The organism is Pedobacter sp. FW305-3-2-15-E-R2A2 (assembly GCF_038446955.1).
Taxonomy (GTDB): Bacteria; Bacteroidota; Bacteroidia; order Sphingobacteriales; family Sphingobacteriaceae; genus Pedobacter.
Genome location: NZ_CP151803.1, coordinates 1,378,695 through 1,398,239, shown reverse-complemented (window position 1 = coordinate 1,398,239; position 19,545 = coordinate 1,378,695). Strand labels below are relative to the sequence as shown.

Below are 19,545 nucleotides of genomic sequence, written 5' to 3'. Positions count from 1 at the left end.
TTTCTATTTAAAGAAGATGCCCTGTTGCTCTCCCTTTAGAAAAGTATTCATCAAGACTCCATTTATAGCCAGGAATTGTGCTCAGTAAAAGACAGGCCGCACTCACTGCAAATACCGAATAGTTTAAAGGGGCTTTAAAGCCTAGGAATACTGCCATACATAAGGCAAAGCTCAGGGTAAGCAGGAAACTACCAAGAGCTGCTACACGGGTTTTCAAGCCAATGATCAGCATAATTCCAAAGAGGATCTCGGCCAATGTAGCGACTCCTCCCATCACATTAGCTGCAGGCCGCCCCAAAAAGGGCAATAAGGTATTCGTATAAGCCACAAAATTATCCCAGTTCCCCCAACCAATATTTTTACTTCCCGCCGGCCCGAGCCAGCCAAGACGGTCTAATACAGGAATGATAAAGCCAATACCTACAGCGATTCTCAGGTATAATTGCGGAAGTTGGTTGTAATTCTTCATAGTTTTTAATTGAGCTCACATTTAGATTGAATTTTCGATCTCTCCCCTGGAGTTAATATAAAGATACCTGGAGATTTCGCCTAAAAACTTAATCTGGGTTAAGAAATGTAATTCCATGAAGTTTTATTAAGAAAAAAATATTTACCAATTAAACATTTTAAACACTTAAGATTATTTCATTTGACATTCTTATTGTATCTTGTTCTAAACCAATAAAAAACTATATATGACAACAAAATCAAACATTTCTCTAAGCAGGGATCAAATGAAAAACATCAAAGGTGGCCAGCTTTACAGACCATTGTGCCCGGAATGCTATTATCCTTCAGGTCCACCAAGCTGGTGCGATTTTATTCCTTGTCCAACAGAAGTTGTACCAGACCCAATATTAGAACCTATAACTGATGATCCTGGTCTTCTTAAGCCATAGAGACCGGAACCACATGCTGATATTGAACAGCATCTAATCGCGCTCAGATTAAAAGAAACGTTTTTATTTAAAATGGCTTGTATACTTCATACACAGGCCATTTTTTTATTCATGCGTGCTAATTTTTCATAACTCATCTATGAAGCTTACATAATCACCGGCACTTTTTTCTATTCTTTCTGCCGTGGCATTATGTTCTGCACCATAGAAGGCGAAGAGTGGCTTGTACTCCGCTTTTACATAATCAAAAGTGACCTCAAACGGAGCCGTCAATTGCTCCAATGTATATTTATACCGACCTGATGCATCGTAATCTCCTTCATTAATACCAGCTGCAATCGCTAATGCGATCTTCTTCCCAGTCAATTTATAACCGCTCCCCTTCCCGTATGCCCATCCATGACTTAATACTTCATCCAGCCACTTTTTAAAAAACGGCGGACAATTAAACCAATAAAAGGGAAACTGGAATACAATCTTGTCGTACATTTCCAGCAATCGCTGCTCTGCCCCAACATCAATTCTTTCATCCGGATATAAGCTATGCAATTCATGCACGACATACCTACCCGGGTATTTCTTTAATTCTTCTATCCATCTCTTATTGATCACCGAATTTTCAAGATCAGCATGAATGACAACTACCAGCGTTTTCATTTTATAATATTTAGGGGTAATTCCTTTAAATTTGCTGGAACAAAGATGGGGTCCCTAAACTTTTGGAACAATAAGAGGCAAATTAATCCCTTAGTGATAATTTTATCACCATTCCTTAACAGATCCGTTTCTTTACTTTTGCTCATCTAAACAGAGAAACTAAGCCTATGTATCAGCGAAAAATTCCAATTGATTATGATTGTGGCCTCAGCGTTGCCATGGAAGTGGTGGGTTCTAAATGGAAATTTTGTATACTAGATGAGATTTCAAAAGGAATAAAACGCCCAAAGGATCTTGTCAATGCGATCAATGGAATTACCAAAAGGGTATTACAAAAACAACTCAGAGAACTGGAATTACATGGCTTGTTGGAAAAAACAATTTATACCGAAGTTCCTTTAAAGGTGGAATATCACTTAACAGCATCAGGAAAATCGCTCTTACCCTTAGTTTCCGCAGTTGACCAGTGGGGAATGGGATTCTCATCCCGTTTAAAAACCATATTGGAAACAAAAGCCACGATGAATCAGCGATAACATCATATGTTCAGGGAATAAGTACTTCAATTGTGTTGTTATCTACGCGAACTGCAATTTGAGATGTTTGTCTGTTAAAGCAAATTTGCGGTAAGTTTTCAATGGCGCCATACATAATTGATGAGGTTTGAAGCCCTGAATTAATTTCTTCTATTTTACTTTCAATCTCGCCTGTTTGAATATTTATGATTTTTGGAAACTTAAACATATCCCAGGCTTGCCTTTGATTTATTGCAAACAAGTTTCCGAATTCCCCCTTAACCTTTATGGGTGACGTGATTTCGTTTTTCACAAAGTTCCAGATTGCAAGATGCTTTTGTGGTAAAAGTGGTGGTATTTCATCATCGAAGGGTTCTTCGTCTGTTGAAGCAATGAGAATTCTCTCACTGTCGATAAAACTAGCTGAATTTATTTCTGTCCCAAGGTTTGGAGACACAAAACCTGTATCTAATAACAGCGGATTTTCTAAACATGCCGCGATGTCAAATAACTCAACTGTATCCACGGGATGCCATACCCAACCACAGACCATTAAATACTTCTTGTCTGGGCTAATTGAAAGTCTGGAGTGAAAAACATCGGATGGTTTTCTTCCTGGAATGTTTGAAACAATTTCACCAGTTTCCACATTTTCAAAATCAAGTTGACAATAATCAATTGGGCAATGAACTAAATAGGTTTCCTTGCCGACAGTAACAAAAGCAGCAGGAAACTCATAGTTCTCCGCACAATAATAGGTACGATTAATTTCCCGTATGACTTCAGCATCTTTCAATAAAAGGCCTTTTGTTCCAAGCCGTTTGTAAATAAAAGCATATTGTCCATTTTGAGAAGTAATTGAAGCGTCAAAACCAAAAGCGTAATGGTATTTTCCAATTTGCCGCTGTTCTCCGTCAGAAGAATATAACTGGCCTCCGGAAGCCCAATCTACGATATCGTCTTTACGCCAATCGATTGTCTTTAAATAATCTGTTTTAAATGTTTGTCGTGTCATAATTAACGTTCGGAAAATATCGCGGTTTACGTTCTTTTATAGCAGTTGGACTCTTTTCAGTCTGGAGATCTCAAAACAAAAAACCTAATAATCAGATTATTAGGTTTTAAAATTCATCATATGTACCCAAGAGGAGATTCGAACTCCCACACCGTTGCCGGCGCCAGCCCCTCAAGCTGGTGCGTCTACCAATTTCGCCACCTGGGTATTTGTTCTGCAAATATATATTTATTCGCAGAATATACTCAACCCATCGTAAGCTAATTTTATATTTTCCGGTAATTCTTTTTCCACCTCTTCATGAAGGCCTAAATTATGACTGATATGCGTCAGGTAAGTCATATCCGCTCCGATCCTCTGTGCAAAATCAACTGCTTCCTGTAAGGTAAAATGAGAAATATGTTCTTCATGCTGTAAGGCATTGACCACTAACACCTTTGTTCCCTTAACTCTCGCTATGGTCTCTTCAGAGATTGTCTTTGCATCCGTGATATAAGTAAAATCATGTACCCTGAAACCCAATATCGGCAATTTATAATGCATGATATTTAGCGGGATGATCTCTGTCTTCCCAATTTTAAAAACTTCATCGGAAATGGTATGCATATCAATTTGCGGTAATCCGGGATAATGCACTTCCGAAAAAATATAAGAAAACTCTCTCTTCAGCGCCTGCTGAACACGCTCTGTAGCATAGATGTCAATGTTCTTCTTCAGCAAATAATTAAAGGGCCTGATATCATCTAAACCAGCCACATGATCCTTATGTTCGTGGGTATATAAGATGGCATCCAGGTCTTTTACATTTGCGCGTAACATCTGGTACCTGAAATCAGGACCGCTATCAATTACGATTGTCTTATCACCCATTTCCAGCAAAACTGAAACCCTTAAGCGCTTGTTTCTATGATCTGCAGACTGGCAAACCACACAATTGCAAGTGATCACAGGAATGCCTTGGGAAGTACCTGTTCCTAAAAATGTAACTTTCAAAATAATTGAGTTGGGACCATATTTTCAAAAATAACAAAAAAAGGGTTTAAACAAATTGCTTAAACCCTTTTTAAAATTTTAATCGTTATCCGATTATCTTAAGTCTACCACTTCTACTCCCGGATACTTCTTAGTATCAAAAGCGAAGGTACTTTCCGGTACTTTAACGCTAGAAATTATCTTTTTCACATTGTAAGTATACTTATTTCCACTTTTATCAAAAATCACCACACTTCCAATCTGTTTCGCTGTTTTGTCGATACCCAGACGGATCTTAAAATAGGATTTAGTAACGTCTATTGGTGCCAGGTCAATCATTTGATAAACCTTTCCCCCTACTTTAGACTCACCGGTATAAGTATATTTAAATCCCTTTTCATAAACAGTAAATATCTTGGCAGGGTTTAAAGCATCGCCGTTGTTATCTGCATTGGTCACCTGAACCTCTTTATCTTCTTTCAAATAAGTCCATTGATTTTTGCCATCACTAATCAATTCCTGGTTAGTCATGGTTACCCGATATTTGTTTGTTTTGGCTTTAACAATCAAAGTCCCCTGCTGGGTTTCTTTAATCTTAGCCTGTGGATTATCTAAAATAAAAGTGAAATCTGTTTTCACAACATCATAGGAACGATACTTCTTACTTACATCGGCTAATATAGCTTTGGCTTTAGTATCTGTCTGTGCATAAGAAGCACCTACAAAACCTGCCGCAACCAATAATGACAATACTATCTTTTTCATCTTTTTCTCTAATTACGTGTTAATCGTTATTGAGATTATTCAAGAACTGTTCCAAAGCATAATCATCAGGAATGAGTACCTCCCTGGCTTTACTACCTTCAAACGGACCTACTACACCTGCAGCTTCCAGCTGATCAATGATTCTTCCTGCCCTGTTGTATCCCAACTTCAACTTCCTCTGAATCAGAGAAGTAGAACCCTGCTGATGCATTACAATTAAACGCGCAGCATCTTCAAACATGGCATCACGATCATGCGGATCGAAGTCCATTTTGGCAGATTCGGCAGCTTCATCAATGTACTCAGGAAGCTGATAAGCCTCAGGATAGCCCCTTTGGTTACCAATAAATTCCGAAATACGGTCTACTTCAGGTGTATCAACAAAAGCACACTGCAACCTGATCAGGTCATTTCCGGTCGACAATAACATATCCCCTCTACCAATCAGCTGATCAGCACCTCCGCTATCCAGGATCGTTCTCGAATCAATTTTCGACAACACCCTAAATGCCAGCCTGGCCGGGAAATTAGCCTTAATTGTACCTGTAATGATGTTCACTGAAGGCCTTTGCGTAGCCAATACCAAGTGAATACCAACGGCACGTGCTAACTGAGCCAAACGGGCAATTGGTGTTTCCACTTCCTTACCTGCAGTCATCATTAAATCGGCAAACTCGTCCACAATCAATACGATATATGGAAGGAACCTATGCGAATTGTTTGGATTCAGTTTTCTCTTGATAAACTTCTCATTGTACTCTTTCAGGTTTCTCACCTGTGCATCTTTCAACAAATCATAGCGTTGATCCATTTCAATACAAAGAGAATTTAAGGTATTGATCACTTTCTTGGTATCAGTAATAATCGCATCAGCCTCCCCCGGTAATTTCGCCAGGAAGTGGCGTTCAATTTTATTGAATAGGGTTAACTCTACCTTTTTAGGATCGACCAATACAAACTTCAATTGTGAAGGGTGTTTTTTATACAGCAGGGATACCAGAATAGAGTTAATTCCGACAGATTTACCTTGACCTGTAGCACCAGCCACCAGTAAATGGGGCATTTTCGCCAAATCTCCGATATAAACTTCATTGGAGATCGTTTTACCCATGGCAATCGGCAAGTCCATCGTCGTCGTCTGGAATTTCTCTGTTGCAAGGATGCTACGCATAGAAACCATTTCCGGATGCAAATTAGGCACCTCAATACCGATTGTTCCTTTTCCTGGCATTGGTGCAATAATCCTGATTCCCAATGCCGCTAAACTTAAGGCAATATCGTCTTCAAGGTTCTTAATTTTCGAAATCCTTACTCCCGGAGCAGGAATGATCTCATATAAAGTAACCGTTGGACCAATTGTCGCTTTAATTTTATCAATTTCTATATTGTAGTGATTCAATGTCTCTACAATTTTATTCTTATTCGCTTCCAGCTCATCTGCATTTACGGAAATTTTATTCGAACCATAGTTCTCCAACAAGTCCAATGTTGGATATTTATAGCTGGAAAGGTCCAGTGTCGGATCATAATTCCCGAATTGTTCCACCAGCTCATCGGATTTAATTTCCTCTTCCGACTTCTCAATCACCAGCTCCAATTCTGGTTCTTCTTCTACCACTGGAGTAATCTCCATTGGAAGAGATACCGCCACAGGAGGAACTGGAACTACTAGCGGAGGGGGAGGCGTAACATTCATTACATTAACAGGAGGAGCTACCGGGACAAATTCAGGAATGATTTCTTTTTCCAGCTCGCGCTCCTGTCTTTCTTCGAATCTTGGAGAAGGATTAAGTACAATATTCTGTTCTTTCTTACGGTCCCTTGCCAGACGCTCATTTACTGTAAATTCAACCGGTTCGGAACGAATTTCATTTTCTATTTCTATATCCTCAGGAACATCAGGAATGAAGGCTTCTTCCTTTTTCCTTTCTGGTAATTTAAAATCAATATTATAGGCTATAATCAGGATGGAAAGTCCTAGAAATACAATTAATCCTGCTACTCCGGCCTTGCCAATCTGTGCGGTGAGCAACTTATTGGTCCAAAAGCCGAACTCCCCTTCCAGGAAATGTGGTGCATCACTGATAAAGGAATGCGCAAAACCAAGCGTCAAAGAGATAAACAGCAAAAAGAATAAGCTATAGCCTAATGTTTTTTCAATAGAGAATATCTTCACCTTGAACAACAAGCGATATCCAATTACAAAGAATACAAAGATGAATAAGAAGGAAGCTAATCCAAACCACTCATAAATGAACTGATGAGAAAGTAAAGCACCTATTTTACCCAGCCAGTTAGACACGACCGGAGTAATGTTGACCTGTTGAAGTTCTTCGTAAGTTTTAAAGAGATTGCCCCATCCTCCATTTGCATCAATCACATAACTATGATCTTCCTGCCAGGTAAAGAGATAGGAAGTAAAGGCAATCAGGAAATATAAGGCCATGATAACAAATACCAACCCAATGATTTTGAACAGCCTGCCATTCTGAAAATCAAGACGCGGCATAATGTTAAATCTCTCTCTGGCTGGTCCGGCTGCTGATGACTTTGAGCTTTGCTTCTCCCCGGACTCGTTTTTAAATGAATTTGACCTGAATTGATTTCCCCTTACCGACATTTTTCGTGACTAATATTATAATCAACAAATATAAAACATATAGTTGTATGTACTAAGTTATTATAAATACATTTAAACCTGAACTTATTGAACAAATTTTATTGTCCTCATAAATCAGCACCTAAGCCTATTTCTGAATCCGGATTAAACCTTCTAATACCATTATAGTCATATACATAGCGTTTGAGTTTTAATTAGAAATAAGTTTTGTTTTAAGGTAGTCCCGTTGGATATTTTTATCTGGCGGGATTTTTTTTTGCCCTCATATCATTTTAAATTTGTTATTTTATTTCTGTATTTTAAGACATCTAAACCCAACAATGGACATCTCTCAGCTTGAAACATTAATAGAAACAGATAAAAAACAAGAAATTTCAGACTTGTTAAGCAGACATCCGGAATTGACAACAAAAGAAACCAGTCATGGGGTATCTCCTGTTTTATTGGCCTGTTACTATAAAAAACCGGTAATTGCTGGCTTAATTGCTGCTTTTTCTAAGCACATCACACTTTTTGAAGCCTGTGCTTTAGGCAAGTTTCAAGAAACAGCCGACCTGATTAGCCAGAACCCGGAGCTGATCAATTCTTTCTCCAGAGATGGCTTTACTCCGCTTGGATTGGCCGCCTATTTTGGTCACGAAGAAATTAGCAGACTACTCATCTCAAAGGGAGCTTCGGTAAATACGGCAGCTAATAATGGATTTAATGTATTCCCGATTCATTCTGCTGTTGCAGCCAAAAGTTACAACATTACCAAAATGCTTTTAGAAGCAGGAGCTGAAGTAAATGTAAAGCAACAGGCTGGTTTTACAGCCTTACATGCAGCTGCACAAACTGGTAATATTGAGCTGATCGTGCTGTTACTCGAATACGCGGCAGACTTAAACGTACGAATGGAAGGCGGAAAGCTACCTGCAGACCTTGCGGAAGAAAAGGGTTTTGCAGAAATCGCTGCTATTCTTAAAATTTAATCGGCATCCCAAAAGCGCAACCTGATTTTTTTAATGTAATGTCTCACATCAAGCACCAGTGCGGCAAGGATATAAAATATGATGGGAAAGCCTACGGCCAAAAACGAAGAGTATATAAAAAATAACCTGATTTTACTGATGGACATATCGAGTCGCTCTGCAAGGTAGGTACAAACCCCAAAACTTTGTTTTTCAAAAAATGTAATGATTCGCTGGAACATGTTATTTGTTTAATATCTTAATTCCGATACCACAATTTAAGCATTTTTTTTGAGCACAATAGTATTTATTTAATTGGAGTAGTGCCTGAGAAAAAAAAGCACTTTCAACGATAAGGCCTGAATCCCTATACCAGTCAATAATTACATTATTTTCTGCGGGCATTTGTTCTAAAAATTTAATGCCCCGATTGATTAGCTGCGGCTGATCTGCATACTTACCATAAGAAAACAGAAAAAGAGAAATAACATTAATGATCAAATGATAGACTGATCTTTTTCCTAACTGTAACTTCACTGTTTTCGTTTCCTTTTGAAAGTGATAATGGTTAAGCCAGTAAGGATTAACCGGCAGGTTTTCCAGATGCTTAACCAGATCCGGCAATGTTTCGATCTCCAGTACCGTTGAAAATAACCGGTCAGACCTGAGCATCAGTCCACAGAATTGAGCCAGTCTGACTGTAGGGAAATTCTGCGGCCGCATTCTTAGAAAACGCCATGCACTAACCCCGATCGGCTTTAGCGCGTATTTCTTTTGCAGGAAAAGGTATTCTTTTTTTAATCTCCGGGGATATTCGTCTTTAAATGATCCCGACAAAAAGCCGGCCTGTCCAAAAACCAGGGCTTCTATCTGCAGGGCATTATCCAGGTGTTTTCTAAGTACCTGGAGTGGAAGTGCATCTGCAAGAAGCTCAAAAGGGATTTCATTGACCTTAAACCCAAAGCTTTTGGCCATAAAATGATAAAAAGTACGTTCCCAATCACCCGTTAACCGGACTAATTTATCCAGTACCAATGCCGACTTATGTTCGAAACGTTCCACCATCATCCTTGATAAAAACCCGTTGACAATGACCGGATCTATTTCCCGAATCTGCTTTTCACAAGGAAAGCGGTGGATTACATTCATCAGTTGATGGTAATGAGCCAGGAGATGCTCCGGAAACAGGTGTTCCAGAATGAGTACCGGAATCTGGCTGCCATCCTTTCTGTAAATTGGCCGGTCATATTGATAAACCACATGCAAAATCACTGCATCGTAAGCCGGATCATGTTGATGGCCATGTAGCAACCAATCCGAAGATTTGAGATGAATTTCTATGTCGCCAACCCAGATCGTCTCCCCGATTGATAGTTTAGCATGATTAAAATCAGGTCCTGCATTTTTATTGTGCAGGCCCGGGTTCAATATTCGCAACTGCTCTCCTGCTATACAAAACAAGTCTAATGTCTTGTACAGCCGGAACTGCCAAATAAAATGCAGGAAATTTTCAGAAAAGCTCATTAAGCCTAATTTAACTCAAAAGAATTAAATTATCACTACGGGAGCTGTTTTTTTTGTCTTTTATAATTTGTAATAAATACGCCGAGGATAATCAGCACCGTGGCAATCAGGATATCGATAGTAATAACTTCATCAAGAATCAGCCATCCCAGGAACAAAGCGATCACGGTATTAAAATAGGTTAAGATGGAAACTTCTGTCGCCGTTACCCTTTTTAAAGCATAATGGTAGCAGAAAAAGGTAAACACAGAACCAAAAACAGCGAGATACGTCACCGCCATCAGGCTGCGTCCAGTCCAATTCTCCAGGGCAATATTATCGGAAAACAGGAAGGCCAGAATAAATTGAGCTACTGCAGAAAAGACAAACTGATAAAACAGATCCAGGAAAATATGGTCAGATTTATGGTTGTTCTTTTTCACGTAAACGGTACCAATGGTCCATCCGCTAATCGCGAAGCACAGGAACATGATTCCTGTTTTATAATTTGGGTCGAGCAATTCACTGATGCCTTCTCTAAAAATAAAAGCGACCCCGAGAAAACCAATGATCACGCCTAAAAAACCTTTCCAGGAGGGTTTCTGCAAACCAACCAACACACAGGTAATAAATACCACCAGCGGATTTAAAGCATTCAGCAAAGACGTTAGTCCACTGGGAATGGTTTGCTCTGCCACAGTAGTCATCCCATTCGCCATTACAATCATCAAGGTAGACAAAATCATTTGCCTCCTGAAATATGGCCAGCCTTTCCAGACGAGTTCCTTTTTCCGAATCAGAATAATAAGTAGAATGAGGGAGGCAATAGTTTGTCGCATGGCAGCTACAAACCAGGGTGGAATGTTCTCCACTGCCACCCTGATTCCAAGATAGGTCGTTCCCCAGACAATGGCAACGACCAATAAAGCACCAATAAGCTTTAAATCGGTTTTTTGGGTCATATCAATTTCGCAGATGCTAAAATCTGCTCCATCTCCTGTTGTAATTTCAGTGCTTCCGCTCTGGCACGTTCGGCAAAATCTTCTCCATTACTGGCGTAGATGATTCCTCTTGCTGAATTCACCAATAGTCCGCATTCCTTATTCAGGCCATATTCACAAACATCGGCAAGGCTTCCACCCTGTGCACCAACACCTGGTACTAACAGGAAATGCTCAGGAGCCAGTCTTCTGATGTTTTCAAATTCTGCTCCCCGGGTTGCGCCAACTACATACATCAATTGCTCACTACCTGCCCATTGGGAAGAAATACGGATCACTTCTTCATACAATTTTCCTTCAGGGGTCTGGTGTAGCTGGAAATCACTATGACCTGCATTAGAGGTCAGTGCCAGCAGGATCACCCATTTGTCTTTATGATTCAGAAAGGGGCCCACAGAATCTTTACCCATATATGGTGCAACCGTAATCGCATCAAAACTCATATCAGATTTCGCTTCATTGAAAAAAGCATCGGCATACATGGCTGAAGTATTTCCGATATCTCCTCTTTTCGCATCCGCAATGGTAAAGATATCTTTAGGAATATATTGCCAGGTTTTGATCAGCGTTTCCCATCCTTTCAATCCCATAGATTCAAAGAAAGCCGTGTTAGGTTTATAAGCCACACATAGATCTTTAGTCGCGTCAATGATCTGCTTATTAAATTCTAAAACCGGATTTTCATATTTTAAGAGGTGTTTAGGGATATTCTCCAATACTGGATCTAAGCCAACACATAAAAAAGATTTTTTTAATTGGATCTGCTCAAATAGCTGTTTTTTATTCATCTATGGGTAATTTTGTGTGCAAAGATGCCAAATTTTGCAGTGATTTAAGGCCTCTTTTTAAACTTTTAAATGTAATTTTTATAAACATTTTTAAGTTTTACTTGGAGATTAATTTACAAATACATACAATTGTAGCGTAATTCCCTAAAGTTTATCTGACCATTCCAGAAAATCTCAATAAAATTTTGTTCCATACCATCTTTTATAAACGCATTTTTTGCTCTGTTCATTGGATAAATACTTTTTTTTAAAAAATTCTCTACACCTACATAATGTTTAATAAAACAGAATTAAATGAAAAACTCACCGCCGAATTGCGTGAGATTGCTAAGACTCAAGGTATCCTAAATGCTGATGAGTTGCGTAAAGCTGAACTGGTTGAAATTATCGCTCAAATCACCGAACAGCAACAGACTAGTGAATCCATTGAAGGCGAAGCGCCTGCAAAAGTGGCAAAAACAAAAGCTGTAAAGGAAAACTCCGCTGAAAAAACGACCAGAAAAAGGATTAGAATAACACCTAAAGAGGAAGAAGAAAGCAAAAACAACAACTTTAACAGGGCATCGTTATTTGACGATCAGCCTGCTCAGGCAACACCTGTTAAAGAAGAGAAAAAAATATCGGCTCAGGCTAAAGTTGTAGCAGACGCTCCGGAAACCGCCACAGAAGTCATTTCTGAAGTGAAAGAAGAAGCTGTTGCTGCTCCGGCACCAGAGATCAAAAAACACCGTCCCGTAAGAGACGAAAACAGGGCTCCTAAAAACCCGAATAACAATAACAACAACACCGGAAACAACAACGGTGGCAATCAAAAACAAAACGAGAACAGCTATTCCAACCTGGATTTCGACAATACCATCACCAATGAAGGGGTATTGGAGATCATGCCGGATGGATATGGCTTTTTAAGATCTGCTGATTACAATTACCTGTCTTCACCGGATGATATTTATGTATCTCAGTCACAAATCAAATTATTTGGTTTAAAAACTGGTGATACGGTAAAAGGAAGCATCCGCCCTCCGAAAGAAGGCGAAAAATATTTCCCATTGGTAAGGGTAGAAACCATCAATGGACGTTTACCTGCTGATGTAAGGGATCGTGTTCCTTTTGACTACCTGACTCCCTTGTTCCCTACAGAAAGGTTAAACCTTTTCACAGAAAGCAATAACTACTCGACCAGGATCATCGATTTATTTACCCCAATAGGTAAAGGACAACGTGGTCTGATCGTAGCACAGCCTAAAACCGGTAAAACCAATTTGTTAAAAGAAGTGGCCAATGCCATTGCTAAAAATCACCCTGAAGTTTACCTGATCATTCTATTGATTGATGAGCGTCCGGAAGAGGTAACAGATATGGCAAGAAGCGTAAGAGCAGAAGTGATTGCTTCTACTTTTGATGAGCCTGCAGAAAGACATGTAAAGATTGCCAACATTGTGCTTGAAAAAGCAAAACGTCTGGTAGAATGTGGTCATGATGTAGTGATCCTTCTGGATTCCATTACGAGATTAGCCAGAGCTTACAATACGACTGCTCCTGCTTCAGGAAAAATCTTATCAGGTGGTGTGGACGCGAATGCATTGCACAAGCCTAAACGTTTCTTCGGTGCCGCACGTAACATCGAAAGAGGTGGTTCCTTAACCATTCTTGCAACTGCATTAACAGATACAGGATCTAAAATGGACGAGGTGATCTTTGAAGAATTTAAAGGTACCGGTAACATGGAGCTTCAACTGGATCGTAAACTATCGAACAAACGTATCTTCCCTGCGATTGACATTACTGCTTCAAGCACACGTAGAGATGACTTACTGCACGACAGAGACACGTTACAACGTGTTTGGATCTTGCGTAACCATCTTGCAGATATGAACGCTCAGGAAGCTATGGAGTTTGTACAGCAACAAATCAGAAATACAAAGACCAATGAAGAGTTCTTAATTTCCATGAATAGCTAATTCATCAGAAAAGCTTTTAAATGATAATTAAACAGATCCCCAATGCCATTACTTCCGCGAACCTTTTCACCGGATGTATTGGCATTGTTTTCGCTTTTAACCAGGATTTAAGGTCTGCCGCTTTGTGCATCCTTATTTCACTGATCATCGACTTTTTTGATGGTTTTGCTGCCCGTCTGCTGAATGTCAGCGGGCCTATGGGCAAAGAACTGGATTCCCTGGCAGATATGGTGAGCTTTGGTGTATTGCCTTCGGTCATCCTCTTTCATATGGCTCCGAAATCCTTTTTCGGCTATACAGAGTTCCCTATACTTTCCTACCTGGCATTTTTTGTAGCCGTATTTTCGGCTTACCGCCTGGCAAAATTCAACCTGGACACTCGGCAAACTGACAAATTCATAGGTGTTCCAACACCCGCAATTTCCGCAGTAATTGCTTCGGTACCATTTATTTACGAAAGTGACACTTTTTATTTCGACAGCTCGACGCTTACAGTAGTATTATACCTGGCATTTATTCCCCTGGTATGTTACCTGCTGATCAGCGAGCTTCCATTAATTGCACTAAAGTTTAAAAGCTTTGGTTTTGCAGAGAACAAATTCAGGTATATTCTAATCCTGTCAGCAGTTGTATTACTGCTGATCTTTAAATTTGCGGGTATTCCGCTGATTCTGGTGCTTTATATCCTGTTATCCATCATAGAACAAAAAACGGCTAAAATTTAAAGCCGTTTTTCCAGTTCTGCCTTGGACTGATCCAATTGTTTATACAGAATTTCTACGAAATCACAGACCTCGCTAAACGCCTTTGGTAAATCTTCCACGTTGTTCAGTTCTCTTGCATTCCGCTCCATCATTTGCATGTGATCTTTAGCATCATTACGACCTACATAAGCAAACGTAGGTTTTATTTTATGTGCACAGCTCGACGCCCGTGCCCAATCTTTATCTGCAATGGCCTTTCCTAAATCCGCCACATAGGCCGGAGTCTGTGCCTTAAATAGGTCCAACATTTCTATAATAAACTCGGCACTATCTCCAGACATATCCCTCAGGTACGAAAGATCCAGAGGCTCGTTATTTTTAATTGGGTCGATCATTAAACAAAACTAATAAATTAAATTTTTGTTACAGTTAAATTATCATCTAATATACCTAATATTTCTGATACACTCTTCTTCAAAACGGGATGAATTACTTGTCCTGCAATCTCCGTTAAAGGTTCAAGAACAAATCTTCTGTATTGCATCTGAGGATGAGGGACTTGAAGCTGCACACCAAAATCTACAATCTCGTCAGCAAAAAGGATGACATCAATATCGATCAGGCGGGAACCCCATTTCTCTTTTCGGATCCTTCCTAGCTCCTCTTCAATTCTCAACACTTCCTGTAGCACTTCCAAGGCGGATAAAGTCGTATTTACACCTACCGCCATATTCAGGAACGAAGGCTGATCAGCCTTCCCCCAGGCGGCGGTTTCATAAACTGAAGACCTGGAAAACACCTCACCTACCCTACTTCCAATTTGTTCAACTGCTGCCGTTAGCAGTATTTCCCGATCCCCTAAATTACTTCCCAGTAACAAATAAACATTTTTACTATCCAACTGCATATAAAAGCCTCAGGTATTTTTTTACCTATATTTACAAATTAAATATTTAACCGTCAAATGAAAGAATTTTTTAAGTATGTTTTTGCAACTGTCGTAGGCGTAGTATTGTCTATAGGCTTGCTTATCGTTCTCTTTATTGTTCTTGTTGTGGGTATCGTTTCTTCCATAGGTGAAGATAAAAGCGTGGTCGTAGACAGCAATACCGTACTATATCTGAATCTGGATCAGTCCGTAACGGAACGTACCTTCAATGATCCCCTATCCGATCTTCCGATTGTTGGAGATGAAGGACAAAAAAGCATCGGTTTTACCGATATCATCAAAGCCTTGAAAGAAGCTAAAACAGACGATAACATAAAATGTATTTACCTGAATGTGACCGCTCCGAATGCCGGATTTGCCAATATGAAGGAAATCAGAGAAGCCCTGCTCGACTTTAAAACCAGCAAAAAGAAAATCATTGCGTATAGCGAAGTGTATACCCAGGGAGCCTATTATCTGGCTTCAGCGGCTGATAAGGTCTATTTAAATCCTGAAGGAGCCCTGGAATTTAAAGGATTGAGCTCTCAACTGGTTTTCTTTAAAGGTGCCCTTGATAAATTAGGAATAGAAGCACAAATCATCAGAGTAGGTACTTATAAAAGTGCCGTTGAGCCTTTTATTGCTGATAAAATGAGTGATAGGAACCGGGAACAGGTAACTGCCTACCTGAATGGTTTATATACCACCTTCCTTGGCGACATTTCCAAAAGCAGAAACATCAACAAAGACAGTCTTTTCAAGATTGCAGATCAATATAAAATTCAGCAACCAAAGGATGCAGAAAAATATAAAATGGTGGACGGCTTAAGGTATAAAGACGAAATTCTTGATGAACTAAAATCACTGAGTGGAACAGATAAAAAAAGCAACCTTTCTACCGTATCCATTAATGATTACGCAAAAAATGTAGTCATGTCCGCTAAAGGAAACACCAATAAAACGAAGATTGCGGTTATCTATGCCAACGGTGACATTATGGGCGGAGAAGGCAATAACGATCAGATTGGCTCGGAAAGAATTTCCAGAGCAATCAGAAAAGCCAGAACAGATACGAACATTAAAGCCATTGTTTTAAGGGTCAACTCACCAGGCGGCAGCGCATTGGCATCAGACGTGATCTGGAGAGAAGTGGTGCTAACGAAAAAAGTAAAACCAGTGATTGCTTCATTTGGTAACGTGGCTGCTTCAGGAGGATATTACATTGCCTGTGGTGCCGACTCCATCTTTGTTCAACCGAATACAATTACAGGTTCAATCGGCGTTTTTGGTATGATTCCTAACTTCCAGAAGCTGATGAATAAAGAACTTGGAATTACTTTTGATGGGGTGAAAACCGGACAGTATGCAGACATCATGAGCGTCAACCGTCCGATGACTCCCGGAGAAAGACTGATCGTTCAGAATGGAGTAAACCGTACATACGATGCCTTTATCAGTCGCGTAGCTGATGGCCGTAAGAAAAGTAAAACCTATATCGACAGCATTGCAGGCGGACGGGTATGGGTTGGAACGGATGCGGTTAAAATCGGACTGGCAGACAGAACCGGTAGTTTCCAGGATGCCATCACAGCAGCAGCTAAAAAAGCAAAGGTCAAAGAATACAGAATCGTAGAGTATCCGGAAATGCTGGATCCGATCAGGTCCCTGCTTGAAAACTCTACAGACAAAATAAAAACCCATTACGCAAAACAGGAACTGGGTGCCAATTACCTGATTTATCAGCAAATAAAATCTGCGATTTCCAAATCAGGAATACAGGCAAGAATGCCTTTTGACATTACTGTACAGTAAGTTAAAACTTTCAAAAAGGTGTCTGAAGAATGGCGCTCCAATAGCGGAGACTCATTCTTCAGACACCTTTTTGCATTTCTGAGAAAAAACAGAAAGGACAAGTGCCTTGTAAATAATCGGAAAATCGGGGCTTTTTATTTAATTTAGCCCTCCCATGGAAAATAAGACCATTGCACGCAACTTGCGCCTGCTTTCTCAATTGATGGAATTGCACAATGAGAACCCTTTTAAGATCAAATCAGTAGCCAATGCTGCTTTCAAAGTAGATAAACTGCCCTATGCTGTTCTGGGTAAAAGCCTGGAAGAAATCGCACAGATCGACGGACTTGGAAAGAGCATCTCTTCCAAAGTCTGGGAGTTGCTGGAAACAGGAACAATGACCGATTTAAAAGATATCCTTGCGGAAACACCGGAAGGTATTGTAGAAATGCTGGGCATCAAAGGCATTGGTCCTAAAAAAATAGGGGTCATCTGGAAGGATCTTGGCATTGAAAGTATCGGGGAACTCTATTATGCCTGTAATGAAAATCGTCTTATTGAAGCCAAAGGTTTTGGTCTGAAAACCCAGGAAGAGATTAAAAAGATTATTGAATTCAGAATGGCCGGACAGGGAAAATTCCTGTATGCCCATGCGGAGCGTTCAGTAAACACCCTATATTCCGATTTGGCCGTTTGGCTAAATGCCATTAGCGGAGAGCCCCTGTTGGGAATCGCTGGTGAATACCGCCGTTGTATGGAAATCATAGAGGGCGTACCCTTCCTGATTGGTGCAGATCATATTGCCGAAATTCAGGAAAAAATCGCCTCATTTGAAACGATTGCTTTCGAAGAACAGGCGGATGGTACTTATGCTGCAACCAATATCTCCGGACTAAAAGTACAATTACACCTTGTTCAAAAAGAAGATTTTTACCTGAACTGGTTTAAGCTGACTGGGAATGAACAACATGTAAGTGAAGTTCTTGCCCTGGCAGGAAACGGACCTTTTGAAGATGAACAGGCAATTTATAACGCTGCAGGCCTCGCTTTCGTGGCTCCTGAGCTACGCGAAGGACTCAATGAGGTTGAACTGGCAAAGGAGAACAAACTTCCTGAGCTGATCACTTATGAAGACCTGAAAGGCAGTTTGCACAACCACTCTACCTGGAGCGACGGAGTGCATACTTTGGAACAAATGGCCACTTATTGCAAAGACAACCTGAAAATGGAATACTTTGGAATCTGTGACCACTCTAAATCGGCATTTTATGCCAATGGATTGAATGAACAGCGTTTATACGCCCAACACCAGGAAATTGATGCTTTAAATGCAAAGCTTGCGCCCTTCAAAATTTTCAAAGGAATTGAAAGTGACATCTTAAACGATGGTTCTCTGGACTATAGTGATGACATCCTGAAAACCTTTGACTTTGTCGTAGCCTCTGTACACAGCAATTTACGCATGGATGAGGAAAAGGCTACAGCGCGACTAATTAAAGCGATTGAGAACCCTTATACGACTATTCTGGGCCACCCTACCGGAAGATTGTTACTGAGCAGAAAAGGATATCCGATTGATTTTGCAAAAGTAATAGATGCCTGTGCGGCAAACAAGGTGGTGATAGAGATCAATGCAAACCCTTTACGGTTAGACCTGGACTGGCGCTGGCACCGTTATGCCTTAGAAAAAGGCGTGTTGCTTTCCATCAATCCGGATGCACACCGCATGGAAGGATTTTACGACATGCATTACGGTACCCTCATCGGAAGAAAAGGAGGCTTAACCGCGGCACAATGTCTCAATGCCATGTCCCTTCAAGATATCTCAGAATACTTCAGCAATAAAAAATAGTTATCCTTACCTTTGATTCATGATTAGTAAGCTTTGCAATAAAATATTTCAGGATGCGATTAATGATTATCACCTCCACAACAACATTGACCAACCGATCCACAATACCTATAAAATAAGCACCATTGAACACCTGCTTTATTTGAAATGCTGGATTGATACCGTACAATGGCATATGGAAGATGTGGTTCGTAATCCTGAAATAAACCCGGTAGAAGGCTTGCACTGGAAACGCCGCATCGATGCTTCCAATCAGGAACGCACGGATGTGGTGGAATATATTGACAGTTACTTTCTGGAAGAGTTTAAAGATATCGTCCCATCAGCTACGGCAAAGATCAATTCTGAAAGCCCGGCATGGGTAATCGACAGATTGTCCATTCTGGCCTTAAAGGTATACCATATGGGCGAAGAGAGTCAGCGCAGCGATGCTTCTGAAGAACATAAACAGAATTGTACGGTTAAACTTAACATTCTGTTAAACCAACAGACCGATCTTTCTGCTAGCTTAGATGACTTAATGGCTGACATTAAGAGTGGCGCAAAATACATGAAGGTTTACAAACAAATGAAAATGTATAATGACCCGAGTCTTAATCCGGTGCTTTATAACCCAAAATAATT

General features: G+C 40.1%; 20 protein-coding genes and 1 tRNA gene. 8 read left to right on the top strand and 13 right to left on the bottom strand.

Features of this window, described 5'->3' with window-relative positions:
• Window positions 1–7 precede the first annotated feature (7 nt).
• Window positions 8–469 carry a DoxX family protein gene (locus AAFF35_RS05815; RefSeq protein WP_342331460.1) on the bottom strand — a complete coding sequence of 154 codons (462 nt, stop codon included), beginning with the start codon at window positions 467–469 and terminating at the stop codon, window positions 8–10.
• Window positions 470–695: 226 nt separating this feature from the next.
• Here AAFF35_RS05815 and AAFF35_RS05810 point away from each other — a divergent pair, with 226 nt between their 5' ends.
• The gene (locus AAFF35_RS05810) at window positions 696–899 is read left to right on the top strand and encodes a hypothetical protein (RefSeq protein WP_342331459.1); all 204 of its coding nucleotides are present in this window, start codon (window positions 696–698) and stop codon (window positions 897–899) included.
• A 126-nt stretch (window positions 900–1,025) separates the two neighbouring features.
• On the opposite strand, the gene AAFF35_RS05805 is transcribed toward AAFF35_RS05810, so the two are convergent.
• A complete protein-coding gene (locus AAFF35_RS05805; RefSeq protein WP_342331458.1) occupies window positions 1,026–1,556 on the bottom strand; it encodes an NAD(P)H-dependent oxidoreductase in 531 nt (176 codons plus the stop codon).
• Between the two features lie 167 nt (window positions 1,557–1,723).
• On the opposite strand from AAFF35_RS05805, the gene AAFF35_RS05800 reads away from it, so the two are divergent.
• Window positions 1,724–2,092, top strand: coding sequence for a helix-turn-helix domain-containing protein (locus tag AAFF35_RS05800; RefSeq protein ID WP_342331457.1), 369 nt, complete (start codon window positions 1,724–1,726; stop codon window positions 2,090–2,092).
• Window positions 2,093–2,102: 10 nt separating this feature from the next.
• On the opposite strand, the gene AAFF35_RS05795 is transcribed toward AAFF35_RS05800, so the two are convergent.
• The 5 genes from AAFF35_RS05795 to AAFF35_RS05775 all read right to left on the bottom strand — a co-directional run bounded on the left by AAFF35_RS05795 (window position 2,103) and on the right by AAFF35_RS05775 (window position 7,443).
• Window positions 2,103–3,086, bottom strand: a complete 984-nt coding sequence (locus tag AAFF35_RS05795; RefSeq protein WP_342331456.1) for a hypothetical protein — start codon at window positions 3,084–3,086, stop codon at window positions 2,103–2,105.
• Window positions 3,087–3,209: 123 nt separating this feature from the next.
• Window positions 3,210–3,293 (bottom strand) — tRNA-Leu (locus AAFF35_RS05790).
• A gap of 21 nt (window positions 3,294–3,314) precedes the next feature.
• Window positions 3,315–4,079 (bottom strand): MBL fold metallo-hydrolase, encoded by a 765-nt coding sequence (locus tag AAFF35_RS05785; protein WP_342331455.1) that lies wholly within the window; start codon window positions 4,077–4,079, stop codon window positions 3,315–3,317.
• A 93-nt stretch (window positions 4,080–4,172) separates the two neighbouring features.
• Window positions 4,173–4,823, bottom strand: a complete 651-nt coding sequence (locus tag AAFF35_RS05780) for an outer membrane lipoprotein carrier protein LolA (RefSeq protein WP_342331454.1) — start codon at window positions 4,821–4,823, stop codon at window positions 4,173–4,175.
• Window positions 4,824–4,842: 19 nt separating this feature from the next.
• Window positions 4,843–7,443, bottom strand: a complete 2,601-nt coding sequence (locus AAFF35_RS05775) for a DNA translocase FtsK 4TM domain-containing protein (RefSeq protein ID WP_342331453.1) — start codon at window positions 7,441–7,443, stop codon at window positions 4,843–4,845.
• Between the two features lie 320 nt (window positions 7,444–7,763).
• Between AAFF35_RS05775 and AAFF35_RS05770 the strand changes: the two genes are divergently transcribed.
• Entirely contained in the window at window positions 7,764–8,414 is a 651-nt protein-coding gene (locus tag AAFF35_RS05770; protein WP_342331452.1) for an ankyrin repeat domain-containing protein, read from the top strand.
• On the opposite strand, the gene AAFF35_RS05765 is transcribed toward AAFF35_RS05770, so the two are convergent.
• Genes AAFF35_RS05765 through pyrF form a run of 4 tightly spaced genes read right to left on the bottom strand, consistent with a single transcriptional unit; the run spans window position 8,411 to window position 11,685 of the window.
• Window positions 8,411–8,635 (bottom strand): PspC domain-containing protein, encoded by a 225-nt coding sequence (locus AAFF35_RS05765; protein ID WP_074604959.1) that lies wholly within the window; start codon window positions 8,633–8,635, stop codon window positions 8,411–8,413. The two genes, AAFF35_RS05770 and AAFF35_RS05765, sit on opposite strands and share 4 nt — an antisense overlap.
• Window position 8,636: 1 nt before the next feature.
• Window positions 8,637–9,917 (bottom strand): DUF2851 family protein, encoded by a 1,281-nt coding sequence (locus tag AAFF35_RS05760; RefSeq protein ID WP_342331451.1) that lies wholly within the window; start codon window positions 9,915–9,917, stop codon window positions 8,637–8,639.
• 35 nt (window positions 9,918–9,952) lie between these two features.
• Window positions 9,953–10,858: an EamA family transporter gene (locus AAFF35_RS05755; protein WP_342331450.1), complete on the bottom strand. Its 906-nt coding sequence runs from the start codon at window positions 10,856–10,858 to the stop codon at window positions 9,953–9,955.
• A complete protein-coding gene (gene pyrF / locus AAFF35_RS05750; protein WP_342331448.1) occupies window positions 10,855–11,685 on the bottom strand; it encodes an orotidine-5'-phosphate decarboxylase in 831 nt (276 codons plus the stop codon). Before pyrF ends, AAFF35_RS05755 begins: the two co-directional genes overlap by 4 nt.
• A gap of 272 nt (window positions 11,686–11,957) precedes the next feature.
• Here pyrF and rho point away from each other — a divergent pair, with 272 nt between their 5' ends.
• Window positions 11,958–13,646, top strand: a complete 1,689-nt coding sequence (gene rho / locus AAFF35_RS05745) for a transcription termination factor Rho (protein ID WP_342331447.1) — start codon at window positions 11,958–11,960, stop codon at window positions 13,644–13,646.
• Between the two features lie 20 nt (window positions 13,647–13,666).
• Entirely contained in the window at window positions 13,667–14,371 is a 705-nt protein-coding gene (gene pssA / locus AAFF35_RS05740) for a CDP-diacylglycerol--serine O-phosphatidyltransferase (RefSeq protein WP_342331446.1), read from the top strand.
• Here the strand turns inward: pssA and AAFF35_RS05735 are convergent.
• Window positions 14,368–14,745 (bottom strand): Hpt domain-containing protein, encoded by a 378-nt coding sequence (locus tag AAFF35_RS05735; RefSeq protein WP_342331445.1) that lies wholly within the window; start codon window positions 14,743–14,745, stop codon window positions 14,368–14,370. The two genes, pssA and AAFF35_RS05735, sit on opposite strands and share 4 nt — an antisense overlap.
• A gap of 17 nt (window positions 14,746–14,762) precedes the next feature.
• Window positions 14,763–15,257 (bottom strand): 2-amino-4-hydroxy-6-hydroxymethyldihydropteridine diphosphokinase, encoded by a 495-nt coding sequence (gene folK / locus AAFF35_RS05730; RefSeq protein WP_342331444.1) that lies wholly within the window; start codon window positions 15,255–15,257, stop codon window positions 14,763–14,765.
• A 57-nt stretch (window positions 15,258–15,314) separates the two neighbouring features.
• On the opposite strand from folK, the gene sppA reads away from it, so the two are divergent.
• From sppA to AAFF35_RS05715, 3 genes are all read left to right on the top strand, one after another.
• Window positions 15,315–17,090 (top strand): signal peptide peptidase SppA, encoded by a 1,776-nt coding sequence (gene sppA / locus AAFF35_RS05725; protein ID WP_342331443.1) that lies wholly within the window; start codon window positions 15,315–15,317, stop codon window positions 17,088–17,090.
• Between the two features lie 154 nt (window positions 17,091–17,244).
• On the top strand, window positions 17,245–18,921 hold the full coding sequence (locus tag AAFF35_RS05720) for a helix-hairpin-helix domain-containing protein (RefSeq protein ID WP_342331442.1): 1,677 nt from the start codon (window positions 17,245–17,247) through the stop codon (window positions 18,919–18,921).
• A gap of 19 nt (window positions 18,922–18,940) precedes the next feature.
• Window positions 18,941–19,543: a DUF4254 domain-containing protein gene (locus AAFF35_RS05715; protein WP_342331441.1), complete on the top strand. Its 603-nt coding sequence runs from the start codon at window positions 18,941–18,943 to the stop codon at window positions 19,541–19,543.
• Window positions 19,544–19,545 lie beyond the last annotated feature (2 nt).

What these genes read in the sequence shown, in the direction of transcription:
- AAFF35_RS05815 (WP_342331460.1), bottom strand. Translation starts at nt 469, where the DNA reads ATGAAGAATTACAACCAACTTCCGCAATTATACCTGAGAATCGCTGTA.
- AAFF35_RS05810 (WP_342331459.1), top strand. Translation starts at nt 696, where the DNA reads ATGACAACAAAATCAAACATTTCTCTAAGCAGGGATCAAATGAAAAAC.
- AAFF35_RS05805 (WP_342331458.1), bottom strand. Translation starts at nt 1,556, where the DNA reads ATGAAAACGCTGGTAGTTGTCATTCATGCTGATCTTGAAAATTCGGTG.
- AAFF35_RS05800 (WP_342331457.1), top strand. Translation starts at nt 1,724, where the DNA reads ATGTATCAGCGAAAAATTCCAATTGATTATGATTGTGGCCTCAGCGTT.
- AAFF35_RS05795 (WP_342331456.1), bottom strand. Translation starts at nt 3,086, where the DNA reads ATGACACGACAAACATTTAAAACAGATTATTTAAAGACAATCGATTGG.
- AAFF35_RS05780 (WP_342331454.1), bottom strand. Translation starts at nt 4,823, where the DNA reads ATGAAAAAGATAGTATTGTCATTATTGGTTGCGGCAGGTTTTGTAGGT.
- AAFF35_RS05775 (WP_342331453.1), bottom strand. Translation starts at nt 7,443, where the DNA reads ATGTCGGTAAGGGGAAATCAATTCAGGTCAAATTCATTTAAAAACGAG.
- AAFF35_RS05770 (WP_342331452.1), top strand. Translation starts at nt 7,764, where the DNA reads ATGGACATCTCTCAGCTTGAAACATTAATAGAAACAGATAAAAAACAA.
- AAFF35_RS05765 (WP_074604959.1), bottom strand. Translation starts at nt 8,635, where the DNA reads ATGTTCCAGCGAATCATTACATTTTTTGAAAAACAAAGTTTTGGGGTT.
- AAFF35_RS05760 (WP_342331451.1), bottom strand. Translation starts at nt 9,917, where the DNA reads ATGAGCTTTTCTGAAAATTTCCTGCATTTTATTTGGCAGTTCCGGCTG.
- AAFF35_RS05755 (WP_342331450.1), bottom strand. Translation starts at nt 10,858, where the DNA reads ATGACCCAAAAAACCGATTTAAAGCTTATTGGTGCTTTATTGGTCGTT.
- pyrF (WP_342331448.1), bottom strand. Translation starts at nt 11,685, where the DNA reads ATGAATAAAAAACAGCTATTTGAGCAGATCCAATTAAAAAAATCTTTT.
- rho (WP_342331447.1), top strand. Translation starts at nt 11,958, where the DNA reads ATGTTTAATAAAACAGAATTAAATGAAAAACTCACCGCCGAATTGCGT.
- pssA (WP_342331446.1), top strand. Translation starts at nt 13,667, where the DNA reads ATGATAATTAAACAGATCCCCAATGCCATTACTTCCGCGAACCTTTTC.
- AAFF35_RS05735 (WP_342331445.1), bottom strand. Translation starts at nt 14,745, where the DNA reads ATGATCGACCCAATTAAAAATAACGAGCCTCTGGATCTTTCGTACCTG.
- folK (WP_342331444.1), bottom strand. Translation starts at nt 15,257, where the DNA reads ATGCAGTTGGATAGTAAAAATGTTTATTTGTTACTGGGAAGTAATTTA.
- sppA (WP_342331443.1), top strand. Translation starts at nt 15,315, where the DNA reads ATGAAAGAATTTTTTAAGTATGTTTTTGCAACTGTCGTAGGCGTAGTA.
- AAFF35_RS05720 (WP_342331442.1), top strand. Translation starts at nt 17,245, where the DNA reads ATGGAAAATAAGACCATTGCACGCAACTTGCGCCTGCTTTCTCAATTG.
- AAFF35_RS05715 (WP_342331441.1), top strand. Translation starts at nt 18,941, where the DNA reads ATGATTAGTAAGCTTTGCAATAAAATATTTCAGGATGCGATTAATGAT.